This window comes from Deltaproteobacteria bacterium (genome assembly GCA_018668695.1).
In the GTDB taxonomy this organism is placed as follows: domain Bacteria; phylum Myxococcota; class XYA12-FULL-58-9; order XYA12-FULL-58-9; family JABJBS01; genus JABJBS01.
This window is the reverse complement of record JABJBS010000177.1, coordinates 1-22749: the sequence shown is the minus strand read 5'-3', so window position 1 is coordinate 22749 and position 22749 is coordinate 1. Positions and strand designations below refer to the sequence as shown.

Genomic DNA, 22749 nt, shown 5'->3' with positions numbered 1-22749 from the left:
CAAAACCCACCAAGAGGCCTGCCAATACTAAATCAATGAGAGACCGGTCTACGGGACCACGGACACATTGCGGGTTAAATAAGGAACAGGCCAAGCCGCCCACTAAGAGCCCAGCGACAAAAGTAATGCGCCACCCCAGCTCTCGTCCTTTGGGCTTTATAAAAGTCCCAACGATTGCACTGATTCCCGCAACATGACCGTTAAGGGCAAGCAGCATCGAGGCAGAAAGCCCAATCAAACCGCCTCCTATGATGGCGTAAATGATGGATTGAGAATCGATGTACACTCTGTAGACTCCTTAAAGGCCAACCACATCCAAGGGTTTAGAGAGAATAGCTATATCAGGTGAGTTTTTGCCAGTGATAAAATGGGTGTGAGTAAACAAGGTTACTCTTCGGCAGTTTGTTCTTCACCAAACCTGGCTGAGCCACTGGCGATGATGTAGTCCCGTGCCGTCCAGCCACGTAAAGCAGCCTGAGCAACTGGAATAGGACGGTATAAGACTCTGGCTCGTATCGTGCCGGTCTCGCAGCCTGCGGGCACCTCAAAACTATGGTGGGTTATCGCGCGAGCCCCCGGACCAATGCGGTTGTCCCGAAGCATATCGACTGCTTTATAATGAGGAACTTGTAAGTTTCCTGAACTGTCGGTTAACACTTTAGCGAAAGTATAACCCGCAAGCCCGGCTAGAGGCTTCGAAGACGCGCCATCGATTTCTTCACCTGTCCAACCATCACCTAAATAAACAACATCAGCCGCTTGGAGGGCCAATACTCTGTCTAGTGTAAGTGAACCATTCTCTGCAACAACAACCGTGGCCGAGCCTATAGGTGCCATGATTTCGAGACCCTTATCTTGAGCGCTCATCGTGCTTCGGGCGAAATACCCGGTCGCTGCATAATCATCGAAAACGCCCGTCGGTCGAACAGCACGAACCACCATTCCAGCCATCGCTTCTCCCGCAGCTGGCCAGCTTACCGCAGTCTGCTCAAAGCTAACGCCTTGACCAACCACTCCCTTAAGATAGGTACCACCGGCCTCTTGGACGGTCATACCGCCGATAGCCGTAAGTTCAGCACAGTTATCTCCATCTGCCTCCACAACCATCACCAGAGCGCGCATAGGCTCGCCGGTAGGTACTGCGTGACCGCAACCAACATTCGCGACGCTCACGGAAGCTTCCACAACTCCAGGAGCCTCCTCGAGCTTCACACTTACATAAAGAGCCTCGTCGATCAGTCGCTCTTCACCCTGGAGTGGACCGCGAAAAATGTGACTCCTCACATCGGATGGATCGCGCTCGAAACCAAAGGTGGCGGATTGATTCTCACGAGTCGCAAGGTTTGTAGCGTTTGTCGCGCCATGGGTCTCTGGCATATGGCAAAATTGGCATGGTGTTGCCTCGGAATTGTAGGGTCCCGCCTGCCACTCAGAATATGTTGTATGAATCGGCAGACCATCGGGAAACTTATCCGCAGCAAGCTCTTCACCCGGAATCAAAGCCGCTTGATTTTGTTCATGGCATCCCGCACAAAAAACAGCCTGATTAAACTTCGGTTGATAGCTTCCGCCCATCGCCACGTTTGGAACATCTGGCAGAGGACCATAGTAAACCGGATCCCAAACAAAGGTATTGCGCCCAGGCTCACTCGGTCTTCCCATCACCAGCCGCTTCCCAACACCTGGAGGTTTGCTCATGTCGATGTCGGCAACCTTATGGCACACATCACAATGCACACCTTTTTCGTAGGCTAGCCCTACTGCATCCCCTAAATCTCGGTCGCCTAATTGCCCATTGATACCGGGAGCATGACAGTCAGCACATGCGCCAAACGCACTCGGCTTATTTTCAGCTGAGAGTCCGGGGTCATCACAGCTCAATTCGCCGGGGCCACCACAAGACATGTTGAGATCGGATAGAACACCGCCGCCCAAGTAGCATCGCATCATTAAGGTAGAGTCTGTACCCGGCTCTTTGCCTTGCAACCAGCTACCTCCAGCAGCTTCGCAATCAACTTGGTTCACCATCGAGCGGTTTACCCCAGCGTAAATATCGTGAAGGAGCGGGTTCTTACCTGCTTCGGCATGTTTCGAACTGAGAAACTCGCTTACGAACTTAGTATGACAATGCGAACAATCCTCACGCATGTCCTCGATACCGTCGCCCGGTTCTTCAAAAATATACTCTTCATTGTCGGGGCCCTTGAGTTCACGAATGGTTAAGGTGACATCAAGACCATCACTCATAAACTCAAGCCCGGTTGCTCGAAAACCCAACTTACTCGCAACTACAGTGACGATGCCATAACCAGGATTCACCATGGGTAATGTGAAGGTACCGTCTTCTTCGGTAAGCACCATGGCCTCGGCCCGGCCACCTTGCATCACCATCGCGTCAGCGACGGGCACTTGGTCATCATCCACAACAACCCCGGTTATCTCAAACTCGCTGGGCTCGTTCGTTTCCTCGATCTCCGTGGACTCTTCACCATCACTTAAATCCGTTGGCACCTGTACCGATTCAGGCTCCTCAATCAAAGAGCTGCATGCACAGAGGCTGAGAACCAAAAATGCAGCCAGTAAACACGAAAAGCGGTTTGCCATCATCATGGTTCCAAACCCTCAATCCAGCTTCTGATAATCGCGAGGCCTTGTGTATCAACCACTTCACTTCCCACGGGAGGCATCTGTGCATTGTTGCCACGCTGCGACATCCGGTAATAAACAGCGCTGGACTCCACATCACCGGCTACGATTCTGCCGCCAACATGTTGATCATTAAAAATTTGAGAGGGCTGCCCAATTGCTGTTTGATAAGCGCCCGTTACCTCTAAAGTTGTTGCTTCAATATCCCACCAAAGATTCATGTTTACTTGCGGTAGACCATCAGCTGAACTGTTGTGACAACCGCCGCAATTCACGTGCAGATAGCCCAGTGCATCTTGAGTGGTCGTATCGCCAGGAAGAGTAAATTCTGGAGGCTCCGTGCTTAAGTAACCCTGCTCTGCTGCCTGGGCCAAAGTGAAACCTGCTGCATCGTGATTGAGCTGTATCGCGCCGAAACCAAGGGCCCGAGATGGACGGCCACCACCATAAGCATAATCGCCATGGCAACGTCTGCAAGCGACTAAGCTTGGAACATCGTGTTGAGTCCCCTTGGCGTTGACCAACCCTTCGGGTGCAACCAAGCGCGCATCGCTTTCATCATCGTCCCAAAGATAACTGGCGTATCGAAAGTCTCGTGGTCCCACTCCAAAACGCTCAATCAATCGTGTTTCGACCTTCACACCATCTATCGCAAACTCTTTAAAAAGCCTGGTCCCAACGGGTAAGGACCAATCATTCATGTCTTGAGTATTAATCACCGGATCACATTCTGGCAGATAAACCCAGCGCGCTTTCTCCGCACCATCCGACCAGAGCTGAAAGCGAGGCGTGAAAGACTTCACCAAAGGATGGATGCTTTTGTCGATAATATTATCATAAAGCCCGGCCTCGCTGAGTACCGCCGGTACCGTGTCTTGAAGTGTGAATGTATTCACACAAGGTTCTTCCGTAGGCTCTGGTTCGTCCGGTACCGGTGAGACGTCCACCGGCACGGAACCATCGTCCAGATTCTCTTCAGGGCCTGCTGTTGTGCAAGCCGTGAAAGCAAGGCTCAACCCAAGTGTGAATCCTGCAATAAGGATTCTATGAGTGAGCCCTGTCTTCATTCTTAGAGTCCTGCGTGCGCCCTAATATCATTGAGCGCATTCACGTACCCACCGTGCCCGGAGTAACAAGAAATAATGCGCATTTCCGGAGAAACGGCACACATTTCAGGGTGAACTTCCTGAGTCATCGGTGTAGCTCCCGCATAATTTCGTCCGCCATCAGCAAACACAGGAAAGCTAGAAATACCCACCTGACGCGCGTATGCACTTACATCCTGCGCAGTTGCTGCCAGCCCCGTGCTACCTTCGTATAGAGCGAAGAGAAAGCTAAATCCTAAACCAGTTTCTTGAATAAATTCCTGCTGTGCATTCTCGAGACGACCTGCCTCGACAGTACAGCCTTGTCACCATGCGGCCGTCATATACAGAATATGATATTCGCCATAAAAATCCCAAATCGAGACCATGTCGCCGCATTGGTCAGTCATTTGAACGTTGGCCATCAAATCACCAATACCTGCTCCGGTAGAAGCCAAGCGACCTGGGTCGTTTCGCTTCCACCCACACTTGTAGCAAGTTTCAGCTGCATCCATTGGATCACTAAGACATGTTACTTCGTCCGCATCGTTGGTTCCGTCGCCGTCTGAGTCTGCAGCCATTGGGTTGGTACCCAGAGCGTACTCATCGCAGTCGCTTATCGTATCAGCATCAGCATCTGCATCTGCTTTGTCGGGATCCGTACCCAACTCCAATTCTTGTGCATCGGTCATACAGTCGCCATCTGCATTCGCATTGGGATCGACCCCGCAGCTCGACAGACAGAAAACTGCCACCGCTAAAAATAAGATTCTCTTCATTTAAAAAACGCCTTCTTAAGGTTTGTGGGCTGAGCCGTAGAACTCCCGGGTATGCCTAGCTCACTACGTAAGAGCTGACAACCACCATTATAATCAATAACTTAGACGCATCGCGGCCAGCCGATCCTAACGGAGCAGACACTTCATAAAACGTTGAAATAACGGGGGTTTTGGCCACGCCAAAGCAACATTCCAGAAGTCCGCTCAGCTTAAAAAACCCCGAAAATTCCATATTGACAGTTGTCCAAGAAGCGCCGACAAGGCCCCCGGGCTCAAAGGCCCAATACTGAGGAGATTGTAGCTATGAATAAAAAGCGGGTTTTGGTTGTGGGCGGTGCTGGATATATTGGCAGCCACGTTTGTGAGGCGCTTCTAACTGCCGATCATCAACCAGTGGTATTCGACAATCTCAGCACTGGACACAAAGAGAACATCCTACCTGGTTCAGAATTCATCGAGGGCGACATTCTAGACGCACCTGCGCTAGAAGCGGCCACTGTCAACATCGATGCCGTGATACATCTCGCCGCCTTGAAGGCTGCCGGTGAATCAATGACCGACCCTGGGCGTTTTGCTACACAAAACCTAAGCGGTTCCGTCAACCTTTTGAACGCCTGTATCAACGCCAACATCCGGTCCTTTGTCTTTTCGTCAAGTGCTGCGGTCTACGGCGAGCCGAAATATGTTCCGATGAACGAGAGTCACCCAACGGCGCCCATGAACTTTTATGGGCACACTAAGCTCGCCATTGAGGGGTTGCTGCATTGGTATAGCCAACTCAAGTCCATGCGTTTTGCCAGCCTTCGTTACTTCAATGCCGCCGGTTATGACCCAACGGGAAAAATCAAAGGGCTCGAAAAAGAGCCAGGAAACTTGATGCCGATTGTCATGGAAGTGGTGATGGGAACCCGAGAAAAAGTAGTCGTATTTGGAGACGACTACGACACTGACGACGGCACCTGCATAAGAGACTATATTCACGTAACCGACCTTGCCCAGGCACATGTTCAAGCACTTGAACATATCGCGTCGCAGGATGAAGATCTTGTCTTAAACTTGGGAACGTCCAACGGCATCAGTGTTTTAGAAATTCTAGAGGCCACGAAAAAACTATCGGGCGTAGATTTCAAAGTAGAAATTGGGCCACGCCGAGCTGGCGACCCAGCTATCGTTCTTGCCGACGCATCTCTTGCCAAAGATGTATTGGGATGGGTTCCGAAACACAGCAATGTAGAGACTCTCGTGAAGTCGATGCTCGACACCTATCGAAATCAATAACAACCGCCCCATAAACCAGAGTGTCTCTTAGACATCTTACTTGCGCGATTGATTGAGTTTCCAAGAGTATTCAAAAAACTGAATCTCGGCCTCTTTGCGAGACGGCGATTTCTGCACTTTTTGAAGTTCTCTTTTGAGGTAGTTGTTCAGGCTGCCCGCTGCTATCTCGAAATCTTGGCGATACCATTCAAAAATCTTAGAAACCTTTAAGACATTACCTTTTTGAGAATAATCAACTTGTAAGCGGTCGCGGAAAAAATTGTTTGTCTGCGCTTCCAGCTGCTTGTCCACTTTGGCGGGGCTGTAAGCCTGGTTCAAAAGTCGCGGACAACTCACGGCTGCACAGACCAAAGCAAAATGAATTCGCGGGTCTTTAAACGTTGGCCTAATGATTTCATTCTCTAAAGCATTAAGACTCACGCTCTTGGAATCCAGCCATTCTAATTTCATTATCGGCTTATTAAAGACTTTATCATCGATGTCGTTGATTGAATTGAGAGGATAATTTTTAAGCACCAAATCAATAACGGCGGCATTATAGAGGTTAAGAGTAAAAGCCAGACGCGAGGCTGCGGGCAATAGCTCGAAGGCCGGCTTACAATAGCCTGCTAACCCAGAGAGGTAATTCGTTAATATTACCCTATCCTCGGAGATTGCGTGCCACGAACGATAATCAACAAAACCATCTTTGACATAGCGATTTAGGAGCACATTCCAATCATCATGAGATACCAATTGAGTTTGGCAGTTTTCACTCTTGGAACTTGCTGCAAGCGGGGCATGCAAGTTCACCAAGGTAATAAAGATGACAAGAATATAGAGAAGAAAATGCTTAAACATGACAGGTTGTCTTTGCAAGCTGGCAAAACACATAGGCTAGGGAGCAATGCTATAAAACTAAGACTTCGGCTTGAGAGAATCGGGAGCAAAAATGGTACGCACACTCAAGTGATGGTCACCGCCATAAATACCGATTCGAATCGACAAATGACTATTCCCTACCCAAGGCCAACTCGCAGCGTACATAATAGCGCCGTCTTCGATAGCGGTAGCATAAAGCTTTTGACCGGCTCGCAGTCCGCCCATATTTTGTGCCAAATCTTGCACACCTTGGTCAGCGGTCGCGATGTTTTCATGAGTCCACATAGTGCCAAACACATCAGCTAACTTGAGCAAAAATGCTTGACCTTCTTCACCCTGAAGGACCATCAGTGCGCTGTTCCAGCGCTCATCCCAGCCCCACTGGAGTTCGGTACCTAATTTCTCTACTGTTTCAGTCAATAATGCTTTAGCCATTGTCCTCACCTTTTAGTCTCGCATATCAGAGACGCAAGAAAGTACAACTTTGTGACCAATTATGAACACAATTGTAACCGAATCAACGAGTTTGAAGCGGAGCTTGAGAGAAGCTTAAGAGTCGAACCAATGGGCCTTCCAGCTGCTCTCCATCCGTAATTCTGCCAACAAATCTACGATATGCCCGGCCAAGGATTTAGCGTGTCGCACGAAAGGCGCGTGACCATACTCCGATGGCTCAATCACCCGCGTATTATCCGGCAAGTGCTCCTGAAAGAAATCGAGACATTGCTGTGGCAAAATGCCGTCTTCCTGCCCCCAAATCAGAACAACCGGGACCTTGAGTTGTTGGAGTTCTTCAGGGCTCAGCAAATCTTCAGACTTTAAACTGTCTAATCTCTGTTGGAGTATCTTGCTCGAAAATCGATGACGCACACGCCTGGCCACCAAATGACGAAACGGCGGTACTTTTCCAAAGGCCCGGTTGAGAAAATCGAGCGAGTCTTTGTGCGATTTCATTCGGAACAGTTCCAAGAATGAATCAAGCTCGGGCTGACTCATCGCCGCTCCCCCGGGAGAGCATAGAATCAGTGCGCGAACCTTATCTGGGTGGGCCAGCGCAAACCGAATCCCCAGAAATCCCCCCATAGAGTTGCCAAAAATGACGGCGGGTTCCGTGATCAGAGAAGCCACTGCCTTATTGAGCGACTCTTGAAATACTTCATGGCTTTGGTCATCAGGGGGAGTTGAACTTTGTCCATGCCCGGGTGCATCAGGGAGTATAATCTCGCGGACCTCTTTGCGGAGGTGACGCATCATAGGCGTGTAGTGAGCACCACATGAGGCAAGGCCGTGAAAAAGCACCACCGGTGCCATATCGCCGCCCCCTGCACCCGTCATCACGTGGATCATCCCGCTTCTAGTCGGTACAAAGTGGCTCATAAAACCGCGAACGCGCAGAAATCGCACCATTCCCTTCTCAAAGACCGAGGTCATGCTACTGCGGTGCTGATAATGCCGCATAAAATCGTTACACCACTGCCTAAGCGCCTCAAACGGGCTCGGCTGCTGCGATTCTCCGGTAAAATCAATGACACTAAGCATTTACGGCTCCCCATCGCACTGAGATTCAAAGCGTCTATTCAGAACCCCCTGATGATGCTTTCCAGGACTCTATAACACCTGACTGACAAAGAAATTACAAACGTAACGCACCGCGTATGTTATTCGGGGCCGAGATGACACAGTGCATTGATTAGAGCCATTGCATCAGAAACAAATAGCTCTTAAAATTCAATAACTTATAATATTAACGGTGAAGCCGAGAGTACGTAATTAGACCCATGCTTTCCAAAAACATAAAAGTTTATAACCCAGCCGATGTGACCACTTATGGCGAAAATGAGGTCAACCCGTCCCTTGCAGGACTGGAGCGCGACAGCGTGGAGGCCATTTGGAAGTCCATTGTAGGACTCTACAACACGGGCTTACACCCAGCACTTGCGATTTGCATACGGCGCCATGGCCAAATCGTCATGAACAGAACGATTGGACACATCCGTGGCAATGCGCCGGGCGACGGTCCTCGAAAAGAAAAAGTCCTCGCTACACCCGACTCACTTTTCAACCTATTCTCAGCCTCGAAGGTCCTCACGGCCATGCTCATCCACCTCTTAAATGAGCGTGGACAACTGCACTTAGACGATGCCGTTGAAGAATACATTCCAGAGTTTGGAACAGACAGTAAACGTCACATTACAATTCGCCATGTCCTCACCCACCGTTCGGGTATCCCGAATAACCCGGGTGCCCAGGACCCGTTGGATATTCTCACGAACCGTGAGGCGGTACTCAAGCTCATTGTTGAAACCCCACCAACCTTGCGTCCCGGCCGATGGCTTGCATACCACGCAGTGACGGGCGGCTTTATCCTCGGGGAAATCATTCACCGTATTACCGGTAAAGATCCCCGTGAGTTTTTGCAAAGTGAGATTCTCGATCCATTGGGTTTCGATGCTCTCAACTACGGCGTCCCTCCAGAGCGGCTTCATGAAGTGGGCGAGCATGCTTATACGGGTCCACCACCAGCATTTCCGATGTCGGCGCTGCTTGAACGTTCGTTGGGTGTAGATATACGTGAAGCGGTAAGACTCTCGAATGACTCACGCTTCCTCACCGCGCAGGTTCCCTCAGGAAATGTTATCGGTACCGCAAACGAAGCCTGCAGATTCTTCGAGCTCTTACTCCGTGAGGGTACCCTCGACGGCGTCCAAATTTTTGATAGAAAAACAGTACGGCGGGCGGTGGCTGAAACCAGTTACCTAGAAGTCGATACAACATTGATGATGCCGGTTCGTTACAGCATGGGTTTTATGCTCGGCGGTGACTACTTAAGCTTTTATGGCATGGGTACACCCCGTGCATTTGGGCACCTTGGCTTCACCAATGTCCTTGCCTACGCAGACCCCGAACGGGATATCAGCGTTGCTTTCATGAATACCGGCAAGCCTTTTCTAACGATTAAATTGCTTCGCTGGCTCAATGTGATGCGGATCATATCAACAAAAATACCAAAGATTTAAATACCTTAGAGCTTTCTCACCATTCAAGCATCCTATCTATTCATGCTCTCATACCCTTTGATAACGAGCGGTAAAATAACGTGACGATTCGTTTCTTGAACTTTTCTATGTCTTCGCAGTAGGTTCCCGCAGAAAGCTTGAAGCTAGGCTTTTACAACCTGGAGTGACGCCTTGAAAAAGCGAATGGTGATACTGGCGGCTGCATTGTCTTTGATGGCATGTCAGCACGGCTCGCACTTAGATCTCAAAGCACCCGCAGACACCGGACCCTACGTCGTCAAAGGCAGCGAAGCCCCTATACACAGCGTTGCGGGCGGGAAAGTTCTGGCTCAGCTATTCTTAAACAAGACCAACGCCAGCAACTTGGCCGCCCTATCGGTTCTCACTTTGCAACCCGGAGCCGCTGTTCCACTGCACAACCATCCAGAAAGTGCAGAAATACTTTATATGCTCGAAGGCAAAATGGATATGACCATCAATGGTACCGCTATTTCTGCGGTCGCTGGCGATGCCATACACATCCCGCTTGGGGCTAACCATTCTGCTAAAGTTGCCTCTGACACTCCAGTCAAAGCTGTTCAAGTTTATGTGGCCCCTGGCCCGGAGCAGCGTTTTACCAAAGCCCCTATCGTTCAACCTTCACAACCTCACCTGGGAGAGTAAACCATGATTATTCAAGATGTATCTGCAATAGTATCCGGCGGTGTTTCCGGCCTCGGCGAAGCTACCACACGTAGGCTTGTCGCTGGCGGCGCTCGCGTGGTGATGATGGACCTTAACGAAGAAAAAGGTAAAGCCATGGAAGATGAGCTTGGCGAGAGCGTCAAGTTTATGAAAACCAACGTAGCCTCACCAGATGATGTAAGCGCAGCCATTGCTGCGGCAGAAGCCATGGCGCCTCTGCGTATTGCTGTTAACTGCGCGGGTATCGGTTCTATTGGCCGTACCATCAACCGCGATGGTACTGCCCACGACTTAGATGTGTTTAAGAAAACCATCGAAGTGAACCTGATTGGTACCTTCAACGTGATTCGTTTGGCGGCAGCCGCTATGTCCAAGAATGACCCACTTGAAGCCAACGAGCGCGGCGTGATCATCAACACCGCATCGGTTGCCGCTTACGAAGGCCAAATTGGTCAAGCAGCTTACAGCGCATCGAAAGGCGGCGTTGTGGGTATGACTTTGCCGATTGCCCGTGACCTTGCGGTTGCTGGTATTCGCGTATTGACCATTGCTCCCGGAACTTTTGATACCCCGATGCTCGGCATGCTTCCGGAAGAAATCCGTCAGGCAATCGCCAACGGCATTCCATTTCCAAAGCTTCTTGGCGACCCAGCCCAGTATGCCCACCTGGTGGAACACATGGTGCAAAACAGCTACATGAATGGCGAAACGGTACGCATCGACGGCGCGCTTCGTCTGGCACCGAAGTGAGTCAAAACTAAATAGAGAATCTAAAAGAGCGCCTCACGGGTGCTCTTTTTTTCGTTTTCCAAATGCTCCATTGAGTTTATATCAACTAAAGCTCGCCGCGAAGCATTTTCCAAAGCCCCACCCCAGGAAAATACAAACTTAAAATAGACGGTGACTCTGTAATCGTTTTGATAAGCGAGCCTAAAGTTGGTCGTGCTTCTGCTTCACGGGCAGCGACAGTATCCAAGATAGCCTGCGCCTGATGAGCGAAGCCTGACTTTGCAATCTGCATTTCGGGATGTTCGCGGTTATGTTGTTCCGTCTCCCAAAAAAGCAGTGGCCAAAAGACCGGAAAGAAAAGATGAAGCTCTTTAACGTTATCGAGCATCGCTCTTCCAAGCTCTTCCACATCAAAAGGTTTCTCTCCATAAGAGGCCACCGCTTCATCTAATTCTTCCTGCATGGCCTCGTGAATCTTATCTCGTATGTCTTGAATCTCACGCTCCGTAACTTCATCAAGCGCCCTATCGCCCACCATTTCATAAGGCTTAAACGTTTGTCCGCGCACGAATGTTAATTTGGCAGGAAATGCAAACCAGGTCATCCAGGGCTGTGCCACAACAAATCCCAGGCTTGGCCCAATCGGCACAAAAGGCACACCCAGCTTTTGCGCCAACCCATTGATGGTATCGAAACTATAACTCAGTGGATTGATATATTCACCGCCCACTGTTGCCACCAAAACAATATCGGCTTTGTGTTCAATACTCATCCGGACCATGGATGTTGAAATACGCTGAACTTCGTATCGACGATTAAAACCTTTACCGATTCCACCAATGCCCTCGGGGTAAATTAATAGATTTACACCATCATCATTCATGCTCTCGCGAAAGTTTTCCATGGTGGCATCAATGGCTCCTTGGCGCCGCCAAAAATCCTTCACCATAAACGGGCTCATGGCGCGGTGTTTGGACAACAAGGGTGATGCAATGGGTCGCATAGCATCTTTGAGCTGATAACCACTTTGCTCAAATACTCCTGCCGCTAAAGCCATACCGTCCCAGGGGAATGCCATACCGGAATGATTGCTTGCATAAATAACAGGAGCACCTGCTCGGCTGCCGCGAATGGATTTTTCAAACCCAACAAAACGCGACCGGAAGTAACTCTCATTGAGTCGCTTCATAATCCGGCTCGTCACGCGAAAGGCATAAGCCGGATCCAGCGCTTGATCCATCGGATCCTCTTTAAAACCTGCTACTGGTCTTTTTCGAGCTACTTGCATCATGTCATCAACTCCTTTGTTAAGCAGCCAGGCGAGCCGCGTTGCTTTGAGCGCGAAATTCAAACCGATCCATGTCTACATAGTGCGTGAGAGCTGCCTTAAATCTCTTCGGAGACATCGTCGCTGGTACCAGGCCACTGTCTTCTTCAATGCAGGCAACTGCTGCATCCCAAACACGCTCACGTCGAGCTACTTCAGTAGCATCACGCACCTGACCAAAATCTTGAACATAATTGTTATGACGACAGAGCATACGAAACGCCAACTCTGTATCGGGGCGCTCTTCACTGAGCCCTAAAACAAAATGGTCGTTACCTACTTCGTGGATAGGCTGTCCCCACTCACTGTAACCACCAAAGATTGTGCCCAGCTTATAAAGAGCATTGGAAAGTTTATCTTGATTACAAAGTTCAAGTAGCCTCGTCATAATCGGAAGCGTAAGATTTCGATGCATCGTTGGCTCTGCAAGACGAATATTCACACCAATCTCATCAGCACAGATATCCCGCATATCCCGTGAAGTGATATAATTGTCTGTAGCAAGGTGAACCCGGCTGCCAATGGCTTGCGGACGTTTAAGCGCTGCAACAATTCCTTCAGCAACACGGTCGACCGGTACCAGGTTAAGCTTTGCCCGAGGGTCTCCAGGAAAGATACAAGCCAGCTGAGCAATGCCCCAACCTAGAACACGGTCTTCTAGGCTTCCACCTTCACCACTCAATGCCTGGTGGGCACGGCCAAAAGCATTCACAGGTGCATTCACAACCTTTAGGTCCCCATAGTTTCTACCTGTCTTGGAATCACCAATAACAATAGAGGGACAAAGCTGAACCACTCTTAAACCGGCTTGATACATAAATCGCTCGGTCTCAATTGAGGCCATGGCTTTCGTCAGCTCATAGTGGTTATTGTAAAAATTGTTTGGAAATTGAAGTTCATCTTCTCTGGCCACTGCTTCTTGCTGACGTCCGTGAATATATGAAGTCTCAATACTGATATGACTTACAAAGGCCGATTCCTCAGACTCTTGAAGCAAGAGCGAGAAAGACAAAGCATTACGGCTCCCGAGAACATTGGCCTTAAAAGAGTCTTCATAAGTCGCATCAAAGGACACACTTGCTGCGCAATGAATCACATGGGTAATGGTGCTGCGAAGCACATCGAATTGGCTGGATTCAATACCGAAAAGAGGTCTTTCAATATCACCTGCGATAAAGCGAAAACGACTTCGCTCTTGTGCATCCTGAATACCCAAGTCATCGAGAAGCTTAAAGCCACGCTCGCTGGGGCTAATAACCGTAACAACTTCTTTGGTCCTGCGATCTCGAATCACCTTCGGACGAATCACAATGGCAATTTCTTGAATCGATGTATCTTGTGCTACCTGAGTAATGATTTCCTGACCCAGAAACCCTGTACCGCCGGTTAGTAAAATGCGAATTCCGCCAATTGCCTGAACCTTGCTCAATTGAGCAGCGCCCGCGGCTTGGAGCTTTTCAACAATACCCATATGGATATCTTGCTCCATCTCAACCTTTTCAAACTCAAAGCGATAGTTGCGGTCTTTAAGTCCCCACATAGTCATCGCCATTTTCTCAGGAGAGCTAAAAGGAAGAACACTTGCCATGGTTCCAATGGAACGATGCCCCAAACGCCGGGTTCGTTTCATCACCTTCTTTACCCAGCCTTCATCGCCGGTAAAATCAACCAACTGACTCATGGCCATACGCGCCGTCACGTCTGCGGGGTGATAATCACGGTGAGCACTCACAAGAAGTTGCTCCGGCGAATAGGCACCTTCAATGGTGCTGCCATCTTTGGCTGATACCTTCGTGATATACTGACGGGGATCCATGTCGATGGTCATTGTTTCGGGCTTGGTCATGGCTCTTCTCCTTGCGTTGAATCTGAACCAGGGCCTCTGCTATGTTCACATTGAGTGTGATGCGCCCCGGTTGATGAGATGACCTTACGCCAGGGAGTCCAAGCTGTATTTCCGGATCACGACAAGGGAGTTGCCGGATGATGACAGCAATAAAAAAAAATAAAAAACCCCTTATTTTCAACAGCTTAAAAGGGTCTCAGTGAATGATCGAAGGGGTAAAAAAAATCGTTGTCGCGGGGCTCTATGCAAGACGTGTCATCGATACGGCAGGCGAGATGTCGGTAACTGTCGCACAACTTGCAGACGCTATTAACCTAGATTCAGCACTTCTTGAGAACCTGCCCGACCAATTCCCTGGTGATTCCTATGTAAAACTCATTAATGCAGCGGCAAAGCTTAGTGGCGATGCAGATTTTGGTTTGCACGTAGGCGAACGTATCTCTCCAGCCTCTTATCCTGTGCTGGGCTACACCTTGATGAGCTGTAACACCTTAAGCCATGCGCTTGCCCAGGTGACCCGCTACGAAGAAATCATTCACAACCTTGGTCATTTCAAGCTCGATATCGATAGCGACACCATGGAACTAAGCTGGGCAAATGCCCTGGAAGATGCTGACTCCAACCGACATGTTACTGAGAGTGTACTGGCTGGCCTACGCATCTTTGCCGAAAGACTTGTGGAGCGCTCAATTCCCATTCACTCGGTTTCGCTCATACATGCAGCACCCGAGAATACCGATGAACTCAAACGTATATTTGGAGACAATATTACGTTTAATGCATCCATCAACACTGTCATCTGTAGCAATGAAATCTTGGGTTGGCCCGTAGCGCAAGCAGATGCAAGCCTATTCCCGGTGCTTCAACAACATGCCGAACGGCTCTTGACCCTTCGAAGTGAAGCGCCAAGCGTTGTTGACGATGTAAGACGTGCCCTGAGTTCACTCCTCTCCAGTGGTGATGTGAAGCTCAAACATGTAGCAGAAAATCTAGAGATTCATCCCCGCACGTTGCAGCGGCGCTTAAGTGAAGCTGATACTTCGTTCGCTCACGTTCTCGAAGAACTCCGACAAGATATGGCAGAGCACTATCTCGGCGACTCATCCGTTAGCCTAGGCGAAGTCGCTTTTCTTTTGGGTTATCACGACCAAAGTTCATTCAATCGAGCGTTTAAAGAATGGAAGGGGCAAAACCCATCGAACTATCGCTCTTCACTACCACAGTCTTAATTGAATTAATTCAAACGCAGTTCTCAATGTAGGCCTGAGTAATAATCAAAACCCCGGCTTGTACCGTAAACTTCACTTCAAAGTCACCAAGGATAACGCCCCATGTTTGTCCCTCACGGGCATCCATGCCGCGCTCGTGCGCCGGCCGCGGGTCCAGCGACAGACATTCTCGTATGAACTCTACCTGCATATTGAAGCGTTCACGGTCTTCGTTGTCAAAGCCCAAGGTGAGTAATTCCACATCGCACTTCACTGTAATGCGCGGTTCCTCATTTTGCGCCCACTCACTTGTCGCGTCTTCTAAAGCATCGGCGTAAGGCACGTAAGGCTTGATATCGTACACCGGTGTCCCATCTAAAAAGTCCCCACCTTCAACCTCCAGCACAACCTGCTTGCCCTCTTCACCATATCCAAGAAGTTTCACCACCGATAATCCAATATCGTTGGGACGAAAAGGCGAGCGTGTAGCAAATACTCCACGACCGACTTTTCCACCAAGCTTGGGCGGACGCACCACTTCCTTAAAAGTCTGGCCCCGTGATTCATGAAACTTAAAAATCACCCAAATATGGGAGAACTCATCAATGCCTTTGACTGCATCTTTTGAAAAACTTGGGTTCAAGTAAATCTTCGCTCGCGCGCTATTGACCAGTCCCGGCTGACGGGGAATCGCAAACCTTTGCTTGTAAGGCGATGCAATGGTGCCAATGGATTCCATCACCCTACTCTTTCACCAGAGATTTAAGGCTGGCGATACGCGCGGCAATACGCTTGCGAAGATTGTGCACCAAATACAAATCATCGTATCCCAATTTGGCAATGGCATGGGTAGTTTGGCGTTTGATGGTGGTTGGATCTTTCATCCCTAAGTCATCGATAAGGTTCAGAATCGATTTCTTAAGGGACGACATGTCGGAGTCTTTCAGCTCATTCTCATTGATACGCCAGTCGTCGGTTTGCACCACGGCCAATTCACTTTTCGCAAGATAGGAAAATATCATCACCGACTGCGAAAGATTCAGCGATGGAAACTTGGTGGCGGTGGGAATGGTGGTAATCATATCTGCCTTGCGAAGAAACTCTGTGGCCAAGCCATCCCGCTCACCACCAAAGACAAAGCACACATTTTTCACCAAATCTTTTTTGGAGCGAATCTTTTCCATGACTTCGTAAGATGGAATGTAGTCAAACTTCAACCTGCGATGGCGCGCGGTGGTGGCAATGACCAAATCCATATCGGCGGTAGCTTCTTCGTAAGTCTCATAGACTTTTGCCGACTCCAGAAGGTCCTCTGACGCATGCGCCAAGGCTCGCCCCCGCTCATTAAGATAATCACACGGAGCAATCAGCCTAAGGTCGCTGTGGCCCATGGTTTTCATGGCCCGGGCAGTGGCCCCCACGTTGGCAGGATTTTCAGGTTTTACCAGTAGAAAACTAATGTTCATGGGCCATTCCAGTCAGCTCTTTTGCGCGCTTTAATCATGAAGACCCGTGCTTTTAAAGGACTGGGCTGCACGAAAAATACTCCGCCTTCGAAAAGCTACCACCTCGCCTTCGCCAGCCGAAGCTCGCCTACGCGCTTAAATCTTGAGATTTGCTCCATAATTTTGGCGGATTAACAAAGATCCTTTCCTCTGAAGCCGTGAAATCCATAGAAATCGATGTCGTACTGATCTGAAGCCAGAATTCAACGTTATCTTCTTAAGATACATACAATTTTTTTCACCAGAGATGCTCTCAATGGGTATGCCCAAGTAGACACTGAGGGTATCCTCCGATGATGTTCATTGAGGACACACCTTGTCTTACGTAAATAGGTGGCCCCAATAGCTAATGAATACCCAAAGCCCCAAAATTTGAAGCGAGCACCACTTGCAAGAGACCAGCCAGCCAGAGATTGATACCATTGAGGAAATAGAAATTTCCTTGCGCACTGGCTTAAACAGACTTCGCTTTGAACCCCAGCTCGAAGAACTCTACCAACACGACCACGCACTGAGTTCAGCACGGCACGTCCGCTTTGCTGCTATCTTCGGACTCATTGTCTACGGCGTGTTTGGACTCCTGGACTGGACGATGGTCGGTGTTGCGTTTAGTAAGCTTGCCCTCGTTCGATATGGCCTGGTGTCACCGGTCATTATCTTCTGCATCTTTCTTCTCAAGCTGCCGCGGATCCACCTTTACCTCTTTAAAATCCTCTCCACGGTCTTACTCTTTATCGCCAGCACACTGGTGGGCATGACGATGATATCCGGCGAGCACATCACCATTCTCGGTGTGTTGCCACTTGTCATGTTTATTTTTACAGGTCTGCGCCTAAGTTTTCGTCAGTCCAATATTGTCTGTTGGATCATTTTCATAATGGCATTGATCGCAGGCCTGCATCTGCAAAACCAAGCAGACGGCCTACCGATGGACTTCTTTCGATTTGTTTTCCTATTTGCACTCATCAATGTCTTGGGCATGTTCTGCGCCTACACCTTAGAGAGACACCGCAGAAAAGACTTTCTCCAAACTCACCTTCTCGAGCTCGAGGCACAACAGCTCGAGGCCTTGGGTGAGCAGCTTATGCTTTTATCAACAACCGATTCTCTTACGGAGCTTGCCAACCGGCGCTATTTTCAAGAGCGGTATGATGAAGAATGGCGCCGAGCCAGCCGAGATGGTACTCCCATTTCGTTGCTACTTTTAGATGTGGATGAATTCAAAGCATTCAATGACAACTACGGCCACCAAGCAGGCGACCGTTGCCTTGCCTCTCTTGGACGACTACTCAAAACCATGGCCAGACGCTCCGGTGAAGTAGCTGCCCGGTACGGCGGCGAAGAATTTATACTTCTCGTCCCGCGGGTATCCCACGAAGAGGCACTTCAGCTGGGTCAATCACTTTGCGAGTCGGTGCGAGAGCTCTCCATTCCTCACGGACATTCGCGGGCTGCCAAAGTCGTCACCGCAAGCGTAGGCGTCGCAACATGTATACCCGGGCCCGATGTGGCACCCCGGGAGCTTGTTTCCCTAGCAGATAAATGCCTCTACCAAGCCAAAGACCGTGGACGCGACACATGCGTTGCAGAAGATAAAGCGGCATAAATTCAAGCACATAGAATACCATTTGAAACTCCTGGAGTATTGCTCTGCTTCCGTTCTATAGTTGTAACTGGGTAGTGCCGTACTAAGTTGTAAAACATCGATGAATAAGGACGTCTTTCACCATGGAAGAACGACGTAGAAGTATTCGTGTGAATGTAAATCTTGGTTGTGAATTACTTTACCAAGACAAAACATTCGAGGGCCAGCTGAACGATATCTCGCTTGGCGGGGCTCGTATGACCATTGACTCGGAAGCTGCTAAAGGCCAAGTCACTGCCAACAACAAAGGTACGGTTCGCTTTAATACCATCTGGGGAATGATTGAAGCCGAAATCATGATCCGTCGTGTGATTCGAGAAGACCCATTTGAAATTGGTTTTACTTTCGAACGAATGAGCGATTTGGCGTCTACCGTATTTCGGCAAATGGTCAGTGACCTGCTGCGAGACAACCTGGTTCAGTCACACAAAACGCAAGCCATCAGTAAGCTCGTATCCAATATGGCTAATGAAGTGAAAGGCCCAACCGGCTTATCCGTAATGGCTGCCTCGCATATGAACGAGTTAAGTACGAGTATCCAAAAACACTTCGACGACCAAACTCTCCAGCCTCACGAGCTGCAGAATTATCTCAAAACCATGCAAGAACATACAAAGACAATCTTGCAACAAAGTAAGCGAGTTGCCGAGCTTGCCGAGAGTTTTAAAACCATATCTCTTGACCAGGCAACCTACGAGCGACGCGTCTTTGTCTTACCTGGCTACCTTCACTTCATCGCACTCAGTCTTCGCCATGATGTTAAAAAATCGGGACATAACCTTGAGATTGATGCACCAGATATTATTGAAGTTGAGGGTTATCCTGGCGCTTTTACCACCATCGTTACAAACCTCGTTCGCAACTCTCTTCAGCATGCATTCCCGAACGAGGAAGCTGGCGGTCATATTATTGTTTCAGTTCGACGAATCGAGAACGATCTGTTTCAGGTCAGAATCCAAGACAATGGTTGCGGGATGAGTGCTCTCGAGCAAGAGAGACTATTTGCACCATTTTTCACCAGCCAGCACGATGAAGGTGGAACAGGGCTTGGCTTGAATATCGTGGGTAGTCTGGTCCGAGAAACGTTTGAAGGCCAGGTTCAAATCGAGAAAACGCCAGGCGGCGGAACGACCGTCATCATTGATTTACCAACATGCACCTCCGAGAGCCGGAGCAAACCTGCAGTTGTGAAAGAACAAGGTGACTGGTGGCAAAAGATCAGGGCTGAGCCAGAAGACCCCTAACACTTCGAGCCGCAACCTCGATCGTCACGCAACCTTCATTCACATCAGGCGAACATCCCGCTTCTTCGACCGTCACCTCATAGGTTGGGTCCAATGCGTCCCGCAAAATTGTTCCAGGAGCATAACCAACCTTCATATTGCCTCCCCCGGCGGTTGTACGGCTACCACGGGTTGGAAATAAGTTCATCGCGACCAAAACCACATCATCAACATGGCGTCTTTCGAAAACATATAAACCGTGATCATCACCAAGGTCTGTCTGGGTACTCCAGCGTGTCAGCATAGCGCCGCGCCGAAGTGCAACCTGGTCTTTTCTCAGCTGAATCAAATTCTTTAGCCATACATAAGTTGGATTCGATTGGTCAAAGGGTTGCCAATCAACGGTTGCATCGCCATCAAGGTAACTTCTGCCGTCGTAAAATGACGGGTTCCACATCGTCTCGCGATTGGCCGGGTCGTTACCACCGGAAAATTGTTGTTCCACACCATAATAAAGAGATGGAATTCCATCTGTCGTCATTAAATAAGCAAGCCCCATATGAAGAACCTTTTGCTTCTCTTCTGGAGTCCAAGTGCTCGGCATAAAATACAGAAATCTGCCTACGTCATGGTTCGAGGCAAAATTTACGACCAGTTGTCTGGAATTGAGAAGTTCTCCATCTGCCGACATGGGACCATCGACTTTACCTTCTCCGTTGTAGAGCGCATCGATCGGGCCACCTTCGTTACAGGGGTCGGCAGCACAACCGTGACGGCGACAGTGCAGTCTTTCAATTTCACAGGTTCGGCTACCGTCACCCAAAAATTTATTTCGATACAGTTCATAATAGGCCGAGAAGTAAAATAAGCTATCAACACCCTCACCTTGAGTGTAGCTACCCAGAAGTTCATCACTGCCATCGAATGCTTCGCCAAACATGAAGAAATTTTTCTTACCTTTTGATTTGGCAAATTCCCGAATACGTGGACTAAAATCTTCCCAAAATGAGGGTTCAACGTGCTTGAGGGTATCGATTCGAAATCCATCGATATCACTTACCTCAATCCATCGAGCAAACACTTCAAAGAGCGCATCGCGCACATCCTGGCGAGTTGTCTTGATATCTTTCAAACCACCCGGGAAGTCTCCGAGAACCTCTTGAGTACGTAGGCATGCTTGGTCATCACGCCAAGTACAAGACTCACCATTGCAAGCGCATACATCAGCGCCCAAGGACAGCTGAGCCAACGAGCAATGCTCAGATCCTTGAAAGGAGCAGCGCCCGCTCCCGCAATCACAAGTCGACGGATAATTCCAAACCGTAACCCGGCCTTTGCGATTGTACGCTTCCTCGTCTGCAAAAATAGCCGGATACGGTGCCACCCGCCCAAGCTCGGGCATATTCACAAATTCAACCGGTGCATTGCCAGACGGTCCAAGAGAGGTCCAAGATTGCACGCCGGTGATATCAAAATCTGGATCCCATTCGGTAATCCGAACTAAATCACTGGTTCCCTCATCTTGCTCCAGTGGGTTTCCTATCGCACCACCTTGCCCCATGAGGACGTCGTCGGGTTGTCCATTCTTGTTGATGTCGTAGTAAAAGGCTTGGCCCACATGATTCGTGACGATATCGAGAATCACCTTGATACCCTTTTCGTGTGCCGCATCAACCAACCTGCGTAGGCTGGTTAAATCACCAAAGTGAGGATTCGCTTTGGTAAAGTCCTGAGTCCAGTAACCATGGTATGAGGAAAATCCAGCATCCATCTCTACGTTTTTAACTGCAGGTGAAATCCAAAGCGCCGTCACACCCAGGTCACTAAGATAATCAAGCTTATTGATGATCCCAACCCAATCACCACCATGGTAAGCCGATGGGTCATTGATATTCACTCGGTAATTGTTCGAATAATCACCGTCAGAAAAGCGATCTGTCAACACTTGGTAGATCACCTCGTCACGCCAATCGTCCACTTGTGTTGTAAGCACTTCACTGCCTGGTTCTGGCACATCTACGCAGCCCACAAGAACCAATAAGAGAGTCAACAATAAGCCTTTTAATCTAATAGCCTTCATCATTTTCTATCTCCCCGCACTGTAGCGTGAACTGTTTAACCACCACTCGATACCAACGCCCACAAAATGCTGAACTGAGCGGCTACGCAATGGGTCTTGAGGCGCATAGGTTCGCTGCGCATCTGCATTTAAGTGGGAAATCGAATAAATCAAACGGAGCTGAGGACGGGAAAAGCTTCCCCTTCCCAGTGAAATCGTTGGAACGATAGCTCCCTGAAGAACAAAGGGCATATCCTGCTCACCGCTCTCTTGCGCGATGCCGTTAGGTCGCAAGTACTGACCATTAAGTTCTGCTACCATCTGAAAATGTTCGCTCACTTGCCAAGCTGGACGAATGGCAAAACCGGCTTCCCAAGTATCGTCTCGGTCGTAGATGTTAGGATCGGCATCCACAAACTGCCGCGCGTACGCTCCGCTCAATAACGCCCAGTTCGAATTTGGCTCCCAATTCCCAGAAAGGCCCAACACCATTTCATGAGCTCCGGTGGCCTTCTTTTCAGTATTCAGCCCATAAGGAACACCCAGTTCATCAAAGGCAGCCAAGCCTTGACCTAATCGAATAAAGAGATTTAGAAAATTGGGAGTACCCTTTTCATAAAGACCAACCTCAGCACCCACAAGGATACCCGAATCAGCAGGCAGAGTTTCTTGGAGTTGTTGTTCATCTACCGTTCGCCCTTCACCAATGTGATGAAACTCCGAATAGACGATTGCTTTACCTGAGACAGTGTCAAATAAGTCCTCGTGGTGCTCAGCTCGGGCCGAGACAACAAGCCTTTGGCGATTCATGTAAACAACACTTCGCGTCCCGAAGCTCTCCGCTTCCACCATCACTT

Annotated in this window: 20 protein-coding genes; 7 read left to right on the top strand and 13 right to left on the bottom strand. The window is 49.3% G+C overall.

The window, feature by feature from the left end; translation table 11 throughout:
- The 4 genes from HOK28_09460 to HOK28_09445 form a co-directional block, all read right to left on the bottom strand.
- On the bottom strand, positions 1-286 hold a 286-nt coding region (locus tag HOK28_09460), incomplete at its 3' end, for a YeeE/YedE family protein (GenBank protein ID MBT6433307.1).
- A gap of 101 nt (positions 287-387) precedes the next feature.
- Positions 388-2610, bottom strand: coding sequence for a hypothetical protein (locus HOK28_09455; protein MBT6433306.1), 2223 nt, complete (start codon positions 2608-2610; stop codon positions 388-390).
- On the bottom strand, positions 2607-3713 hold the full coding sequence (locus tag HOK28_09450) for a hypothetical protein (protein MBT6433305.1): 1107 nt from the start codon (positions 3711-3713) through the stop codon (positions 2607-2609). The genes HOK28_09455 and HOK28_09450 overlap by 4 nt, the downstream gene beginning before the upstream one ends.
- Before the next feature lie 344 nt (positions 3714-4057).
- Positions 4058-4510, bottom strand: coding sequence for a hypothetical protein (locus HOK28_09445; GenBank protein ID MBT6433304.1), 453 nt, complete (start codon positions 4508-4510; stop codon positions 4058-4060).
- Positions 4511-4813: 303 nt separating this feature from the next.
- On the opposite strand from HOK28_09445, the gene galE reads away from it, so the two are divergent.
- The gene (galE, locus tag HOK28_09440; GenBank protein MBT6433303.1) at positions 4814-5788 is read left to right on the top strand and encodes a UDP-glucose 4-epimerase GalE; all 975 of its coding nucleotides are present in this window, start codon (positions 4814-4816) and stop codon (positions 5786-5788) included.
- A gap of 36 nt (positions 5789-5824) precedes the next feature.
- Here galE and HOK28_09435 read toward each other — a convergent pair whose 3' ends face one another.
- The 3 genes from HOK28_09435 to HOK28_09425 all read right to left on the bottom strand — a co-directional run bounded on the left by HOK28_09435 (position 5825) and on the right by HOK28_09425 (position 8188).
- Positions 5825-6628, bottom strand: a complete 804-nt coding sequence (locus HOK28_09435; protein MBT6433302.1) for a DUF547 domain-containing protein — start codon at positions 6626-6628, stop codon at positions 5825-5827.
- Between the two features lie 57 nt (positions 6629-6685).
- A complete protein-coding gene (locus tag HOK28_09430; GenBank protein MBT6433301.1) occupies positions 6686-7084 on the bottom strand; it encodes a hypothetical protein in 399 nt (132 codons plus the stop codon).
- Positions 7085-7198: 114 nt separating this feature from the next.
- Complete coding sequence (locus tag HOK28_09425; protein ID MBT6433300.1) at positions 7199-8188, bottom strand: alpha/beta hydrolase; 990 nt, start codon at positions 8186-8188, stop codon at positions 7199-7201.
- Between the two features lie 239 nt (positions 8189-8427).
- Between HOK28_09425 and HOK28_09420 the strand changes: the two genes are divergently transcribed.
- The 3 genes from HOK28_09420 (at position 8428) to HOK28_09410 (ending at position 11100) form a co-directional block, all read left to right on the top strand.
- Positions 8428-9666, top strand: coding sequence for a beta-lactamase family protein (locus HOK28_09420; GenBank protein ID MBT6433299.1), 1239 nt, complete (start codon positions 8428-8430; stop codon positions 9664-9666).
- A 171-nt stretch (positions 9667-9837) separates the two neighbouring features.
- Positions 9838-10329: a cupin domain-containing protein gene (locus HOK28_09415; protein MBT6433298.1), complete on the top strand. Its 492-nt coding sequence runs from the start codon at positions 9838-9840 to the stop codon at positions 10327-10329.
- A 3-nt stretch (positions 10330-10332) separates the two neighbouring features.
- Complete coding sequence (locus HOK28_09410; GenBank protein ID MBT6433297.1) at positions 10333-11100, top strand: SDR family NAD(P)-dependent oxidoreductase; 768 nt, start codon at positions 10333-10335, stop codon at positions 11098-11100.
- Positions 11101-11185: 85 nt separating this feature from the next.
- Here the strand turns inward: HOK28_09410 and HOK28_09405 are convergent, their stop codons facing one another.
- Positions 11186-12370, bottom strand: coding sequence for a hypothetical protein (locus tag HOK28_09405; GenBank protein MBT6433296.1), 1185 nt, complete (start codon positions 12368-12370; stop codon positions 11186-11188).
- 16 nt (positions 12371-12386) lie between these two features.
- Positions 12387-14252, bottom strand: coding sequence for an NAD-dependent epimerase/dehydratase family protein (locus tag HOK28_09400; protein ID MBT6433295.1), 1866 nt, complete (start codon positions 14250-14252; stop codon positions 12387-12389).
- A gap of 203 nt (positions 14253-14455) precedes the next feature.
- Here HOK28_09400 and HOK28_09395 point away from each other — a divergent pair, with 203 nt between their 5' ends.
- Positions 14456-15481: an AraC family transcriptional regulator gene (locus tag HOK28_09395; protein ID MBT6433294.1), complete on the top strand. Its 1026-nt coding sequence runs from the start codon at positions 14456-14458 to the stop codon at positions 15479-15481.
- A 10-nt stretch (positions 15482-15491) separates the two neighbouring features.
- Here HOK28_09395 and tsaA read toward each other — a convergent pair whose 3' ends face one another.
- Complete coding sequence (gene tsaA / locus HOK28_09390) at positions 15492-16199, bottom strand: tRNA (N6-threonylcarbamoyladenosine(37)-N6)-methyltransferase TrmO (protein ID MBT6433293.1); 708 nt, start codon at positions 16197-16199, stop codon at positions 15492-15494.
- Between the two features lie 4 nt (positions 16200-16203).
- Positions 16204-16926, bottom strand: coding sequence for an RNA methyltransferase (locus tag HOK28_09385; GenBank protein MBT6433292.1), 723 nt, complete (start codon positions 16924-16926; stop codon positions 16204-16206).
- A 427-nt stretch (positions 16927-17353) separates the two neighbouring features.
- Here HOK28_09385 and HOK28_09380 point away from each other — a divergent pair, with 427 nt between their 5' ends.
- Both HOK28_09380 and HOK28_09375 read left to right on the top strand, forming a co-directional pair.
- Positions 17354-18571 carry a diguanylate cyclase gene (locus HOK28_09380; protein MBT6433291.1) on the top strand — a complete coding sequence of 406 codons (1218 nt, stop codon included), beginning with the start codon at positions 17354-17356 and terminating at the stop codon, positions 18569-18571.
- Positions 18572-18693: 122 nt separating this feature from the next.
- Positions 18694-19854, top strand: coding sequence for a hypothetical protein (locus HOK28_09375; protein MBT6433290.1), 1161 nt, complete (start codon positions 18694-18696; stop codon positions 19852-19854).
- Here the strand turns inward: HOK28_09375 and HOK28_09370 are convergent.
- Together HOK28_09370 and HOK28_09365 are read right to left on the bottom strand one after the other, a co-directional pair.
- Positions 19829-21916, bottom strand: a complete 2088-nt coding sequence (locus tag HOK28_09370) for an alpha-amylase (protein MBT6433289.1) — start codon at positions 21914-21916, stop codon at positions 19829-19831. The two genes, HOK28_09375 and HOK28_09370, sit on opposite strands and share 26 nt — an antisense overlap.
- Before the next feature lie 3 nt (positions 21917-21919).
- A partial coding sequence (locus HOK28_09365; GenBank protein MBT6433288.1) for a hypothetical protein occupies positions 21920-22749 on the bottom strand: 830 nt, incomplete at its 5' end.

What these genes read in the sequence shown, in the direction of transcription:
- galE (MBT6433303.1), top strand. Translation starts at nt 4,814, where the DNA reads ATGAATAAAAAGCGGGTTTTGGTTGTGGGCGGTGCTGGATATATTGGC.
- HOK28_09375 (MBT6433290.1), top strand. Translation starts at nt 18,694, where the DNA reads ATGGAAGAACGACGTAGAAGTATTCGTGTGAATGTAAATCTTGGTTGT.
- HOK28_09370 (MBT6433289.1), bottom strand. Translation starts at nt 21,916, where the DNA reads ATGATGAAGGCTATTAGATTAAAAGGCTTATTGTTGACTCTCTTATTG.
- HOK28_09410 (MBT6433297.1), top strand. Translation starts at nt 10,333, where the DNA reads ATGATTATTCAAGATGTATCTGCAATAGTATCCGGCGGTGTTTCCGGC.
- HOK28_09400 (MBT6433295.1), bottom strand. Translation starts at nt 14,252, where the DNA reads ATGACCAAGCCCGAAACAATGACCATCGACATGGATCCCCGTCAGTAT.
- HOK28_09420 (MBT6433299.1), top strand. Translation starts at nt 8,428, where the DNA reads ATGCTTTCCAAAAACATAAAAGTTTATAACCCAGCCGATGTGACCACT.
- HOK28_09430 (MBT6433301.1), bottom strand. Translation starts at nt 7,084, where the DNA reads ATGGCTAAAGCATTATTGACTGAAACAGTAGAGAAATTAGGTACCGAA.
- HOK28_09450 (MBT6433305.1), bottom strand. Translation starts at nt 3,713, where the DNA reads ATGAAGACAGGGCTCACTCATAGAATCCTTATTGCAGGATTCACACTT.
- tsaA (MBT6433293.1), bottom strand. Translation starts at nt 16,199, where the DNA reads ATGGAATCCATTGGCACCATTGCATCGCCTTACAAGCAAAGGTTTGCG.
- HOK28_09425 (MBT6433300.1), bottom strand. Translation starts at nt 8,188, where the DNA reads ATGCTTAGTGTCATTGATTTTACCGGAGAATCGCAGCAGCCGAGCCCG.
- HOK28_09385 (MBT6433292.1), bottom strand. Translation starts at nt 16,926, where the DNA reads ATGAACATTAGTTTTCTACTGGTAAAACCTGAAAATCCTGCCAACGTG.
- HOK28_09405 (MBT6433296.1), bottom strand. Translation starts at nt 12,370, where the DNA reads ATGATGCAAGTAGCTCGAAAAAGACCAGTAGCAGGTTTTAAAGAGGAT.
- HOK28_09435 (MBT6433302.1), bottom strand. Translation starts at nt 6,628, where the DNA reads ATGTTTAAGCATTTTCTTCTCTATATTCTTGTCATCTTTATTACCTTG.
- HOK28_09455 (MBT6433306.1), bottom strand. Translation starts at nt 2,610, where the DNA reads ATGATGATGGCAAACCGCTTTTCGTGTTTACTGGCTGCATTTTTGGTT.
- HOK28_09445 (MBT6433304.1), bottom strand. Translation starts at nt 4,510, where the DNA reads ATGAAGAGAATCTTATTTTTAGCGGTGGCAGTTTTCTGTCTGTCGAGC.
- HOK28_09395 (MBT6433294.1), top strand. Translation starts at nt 14,456, where the DNA reads ATGATCGAAGGGGTAAAAAAAATCGTTGTCGCGGGGCTCTATGCAAGA.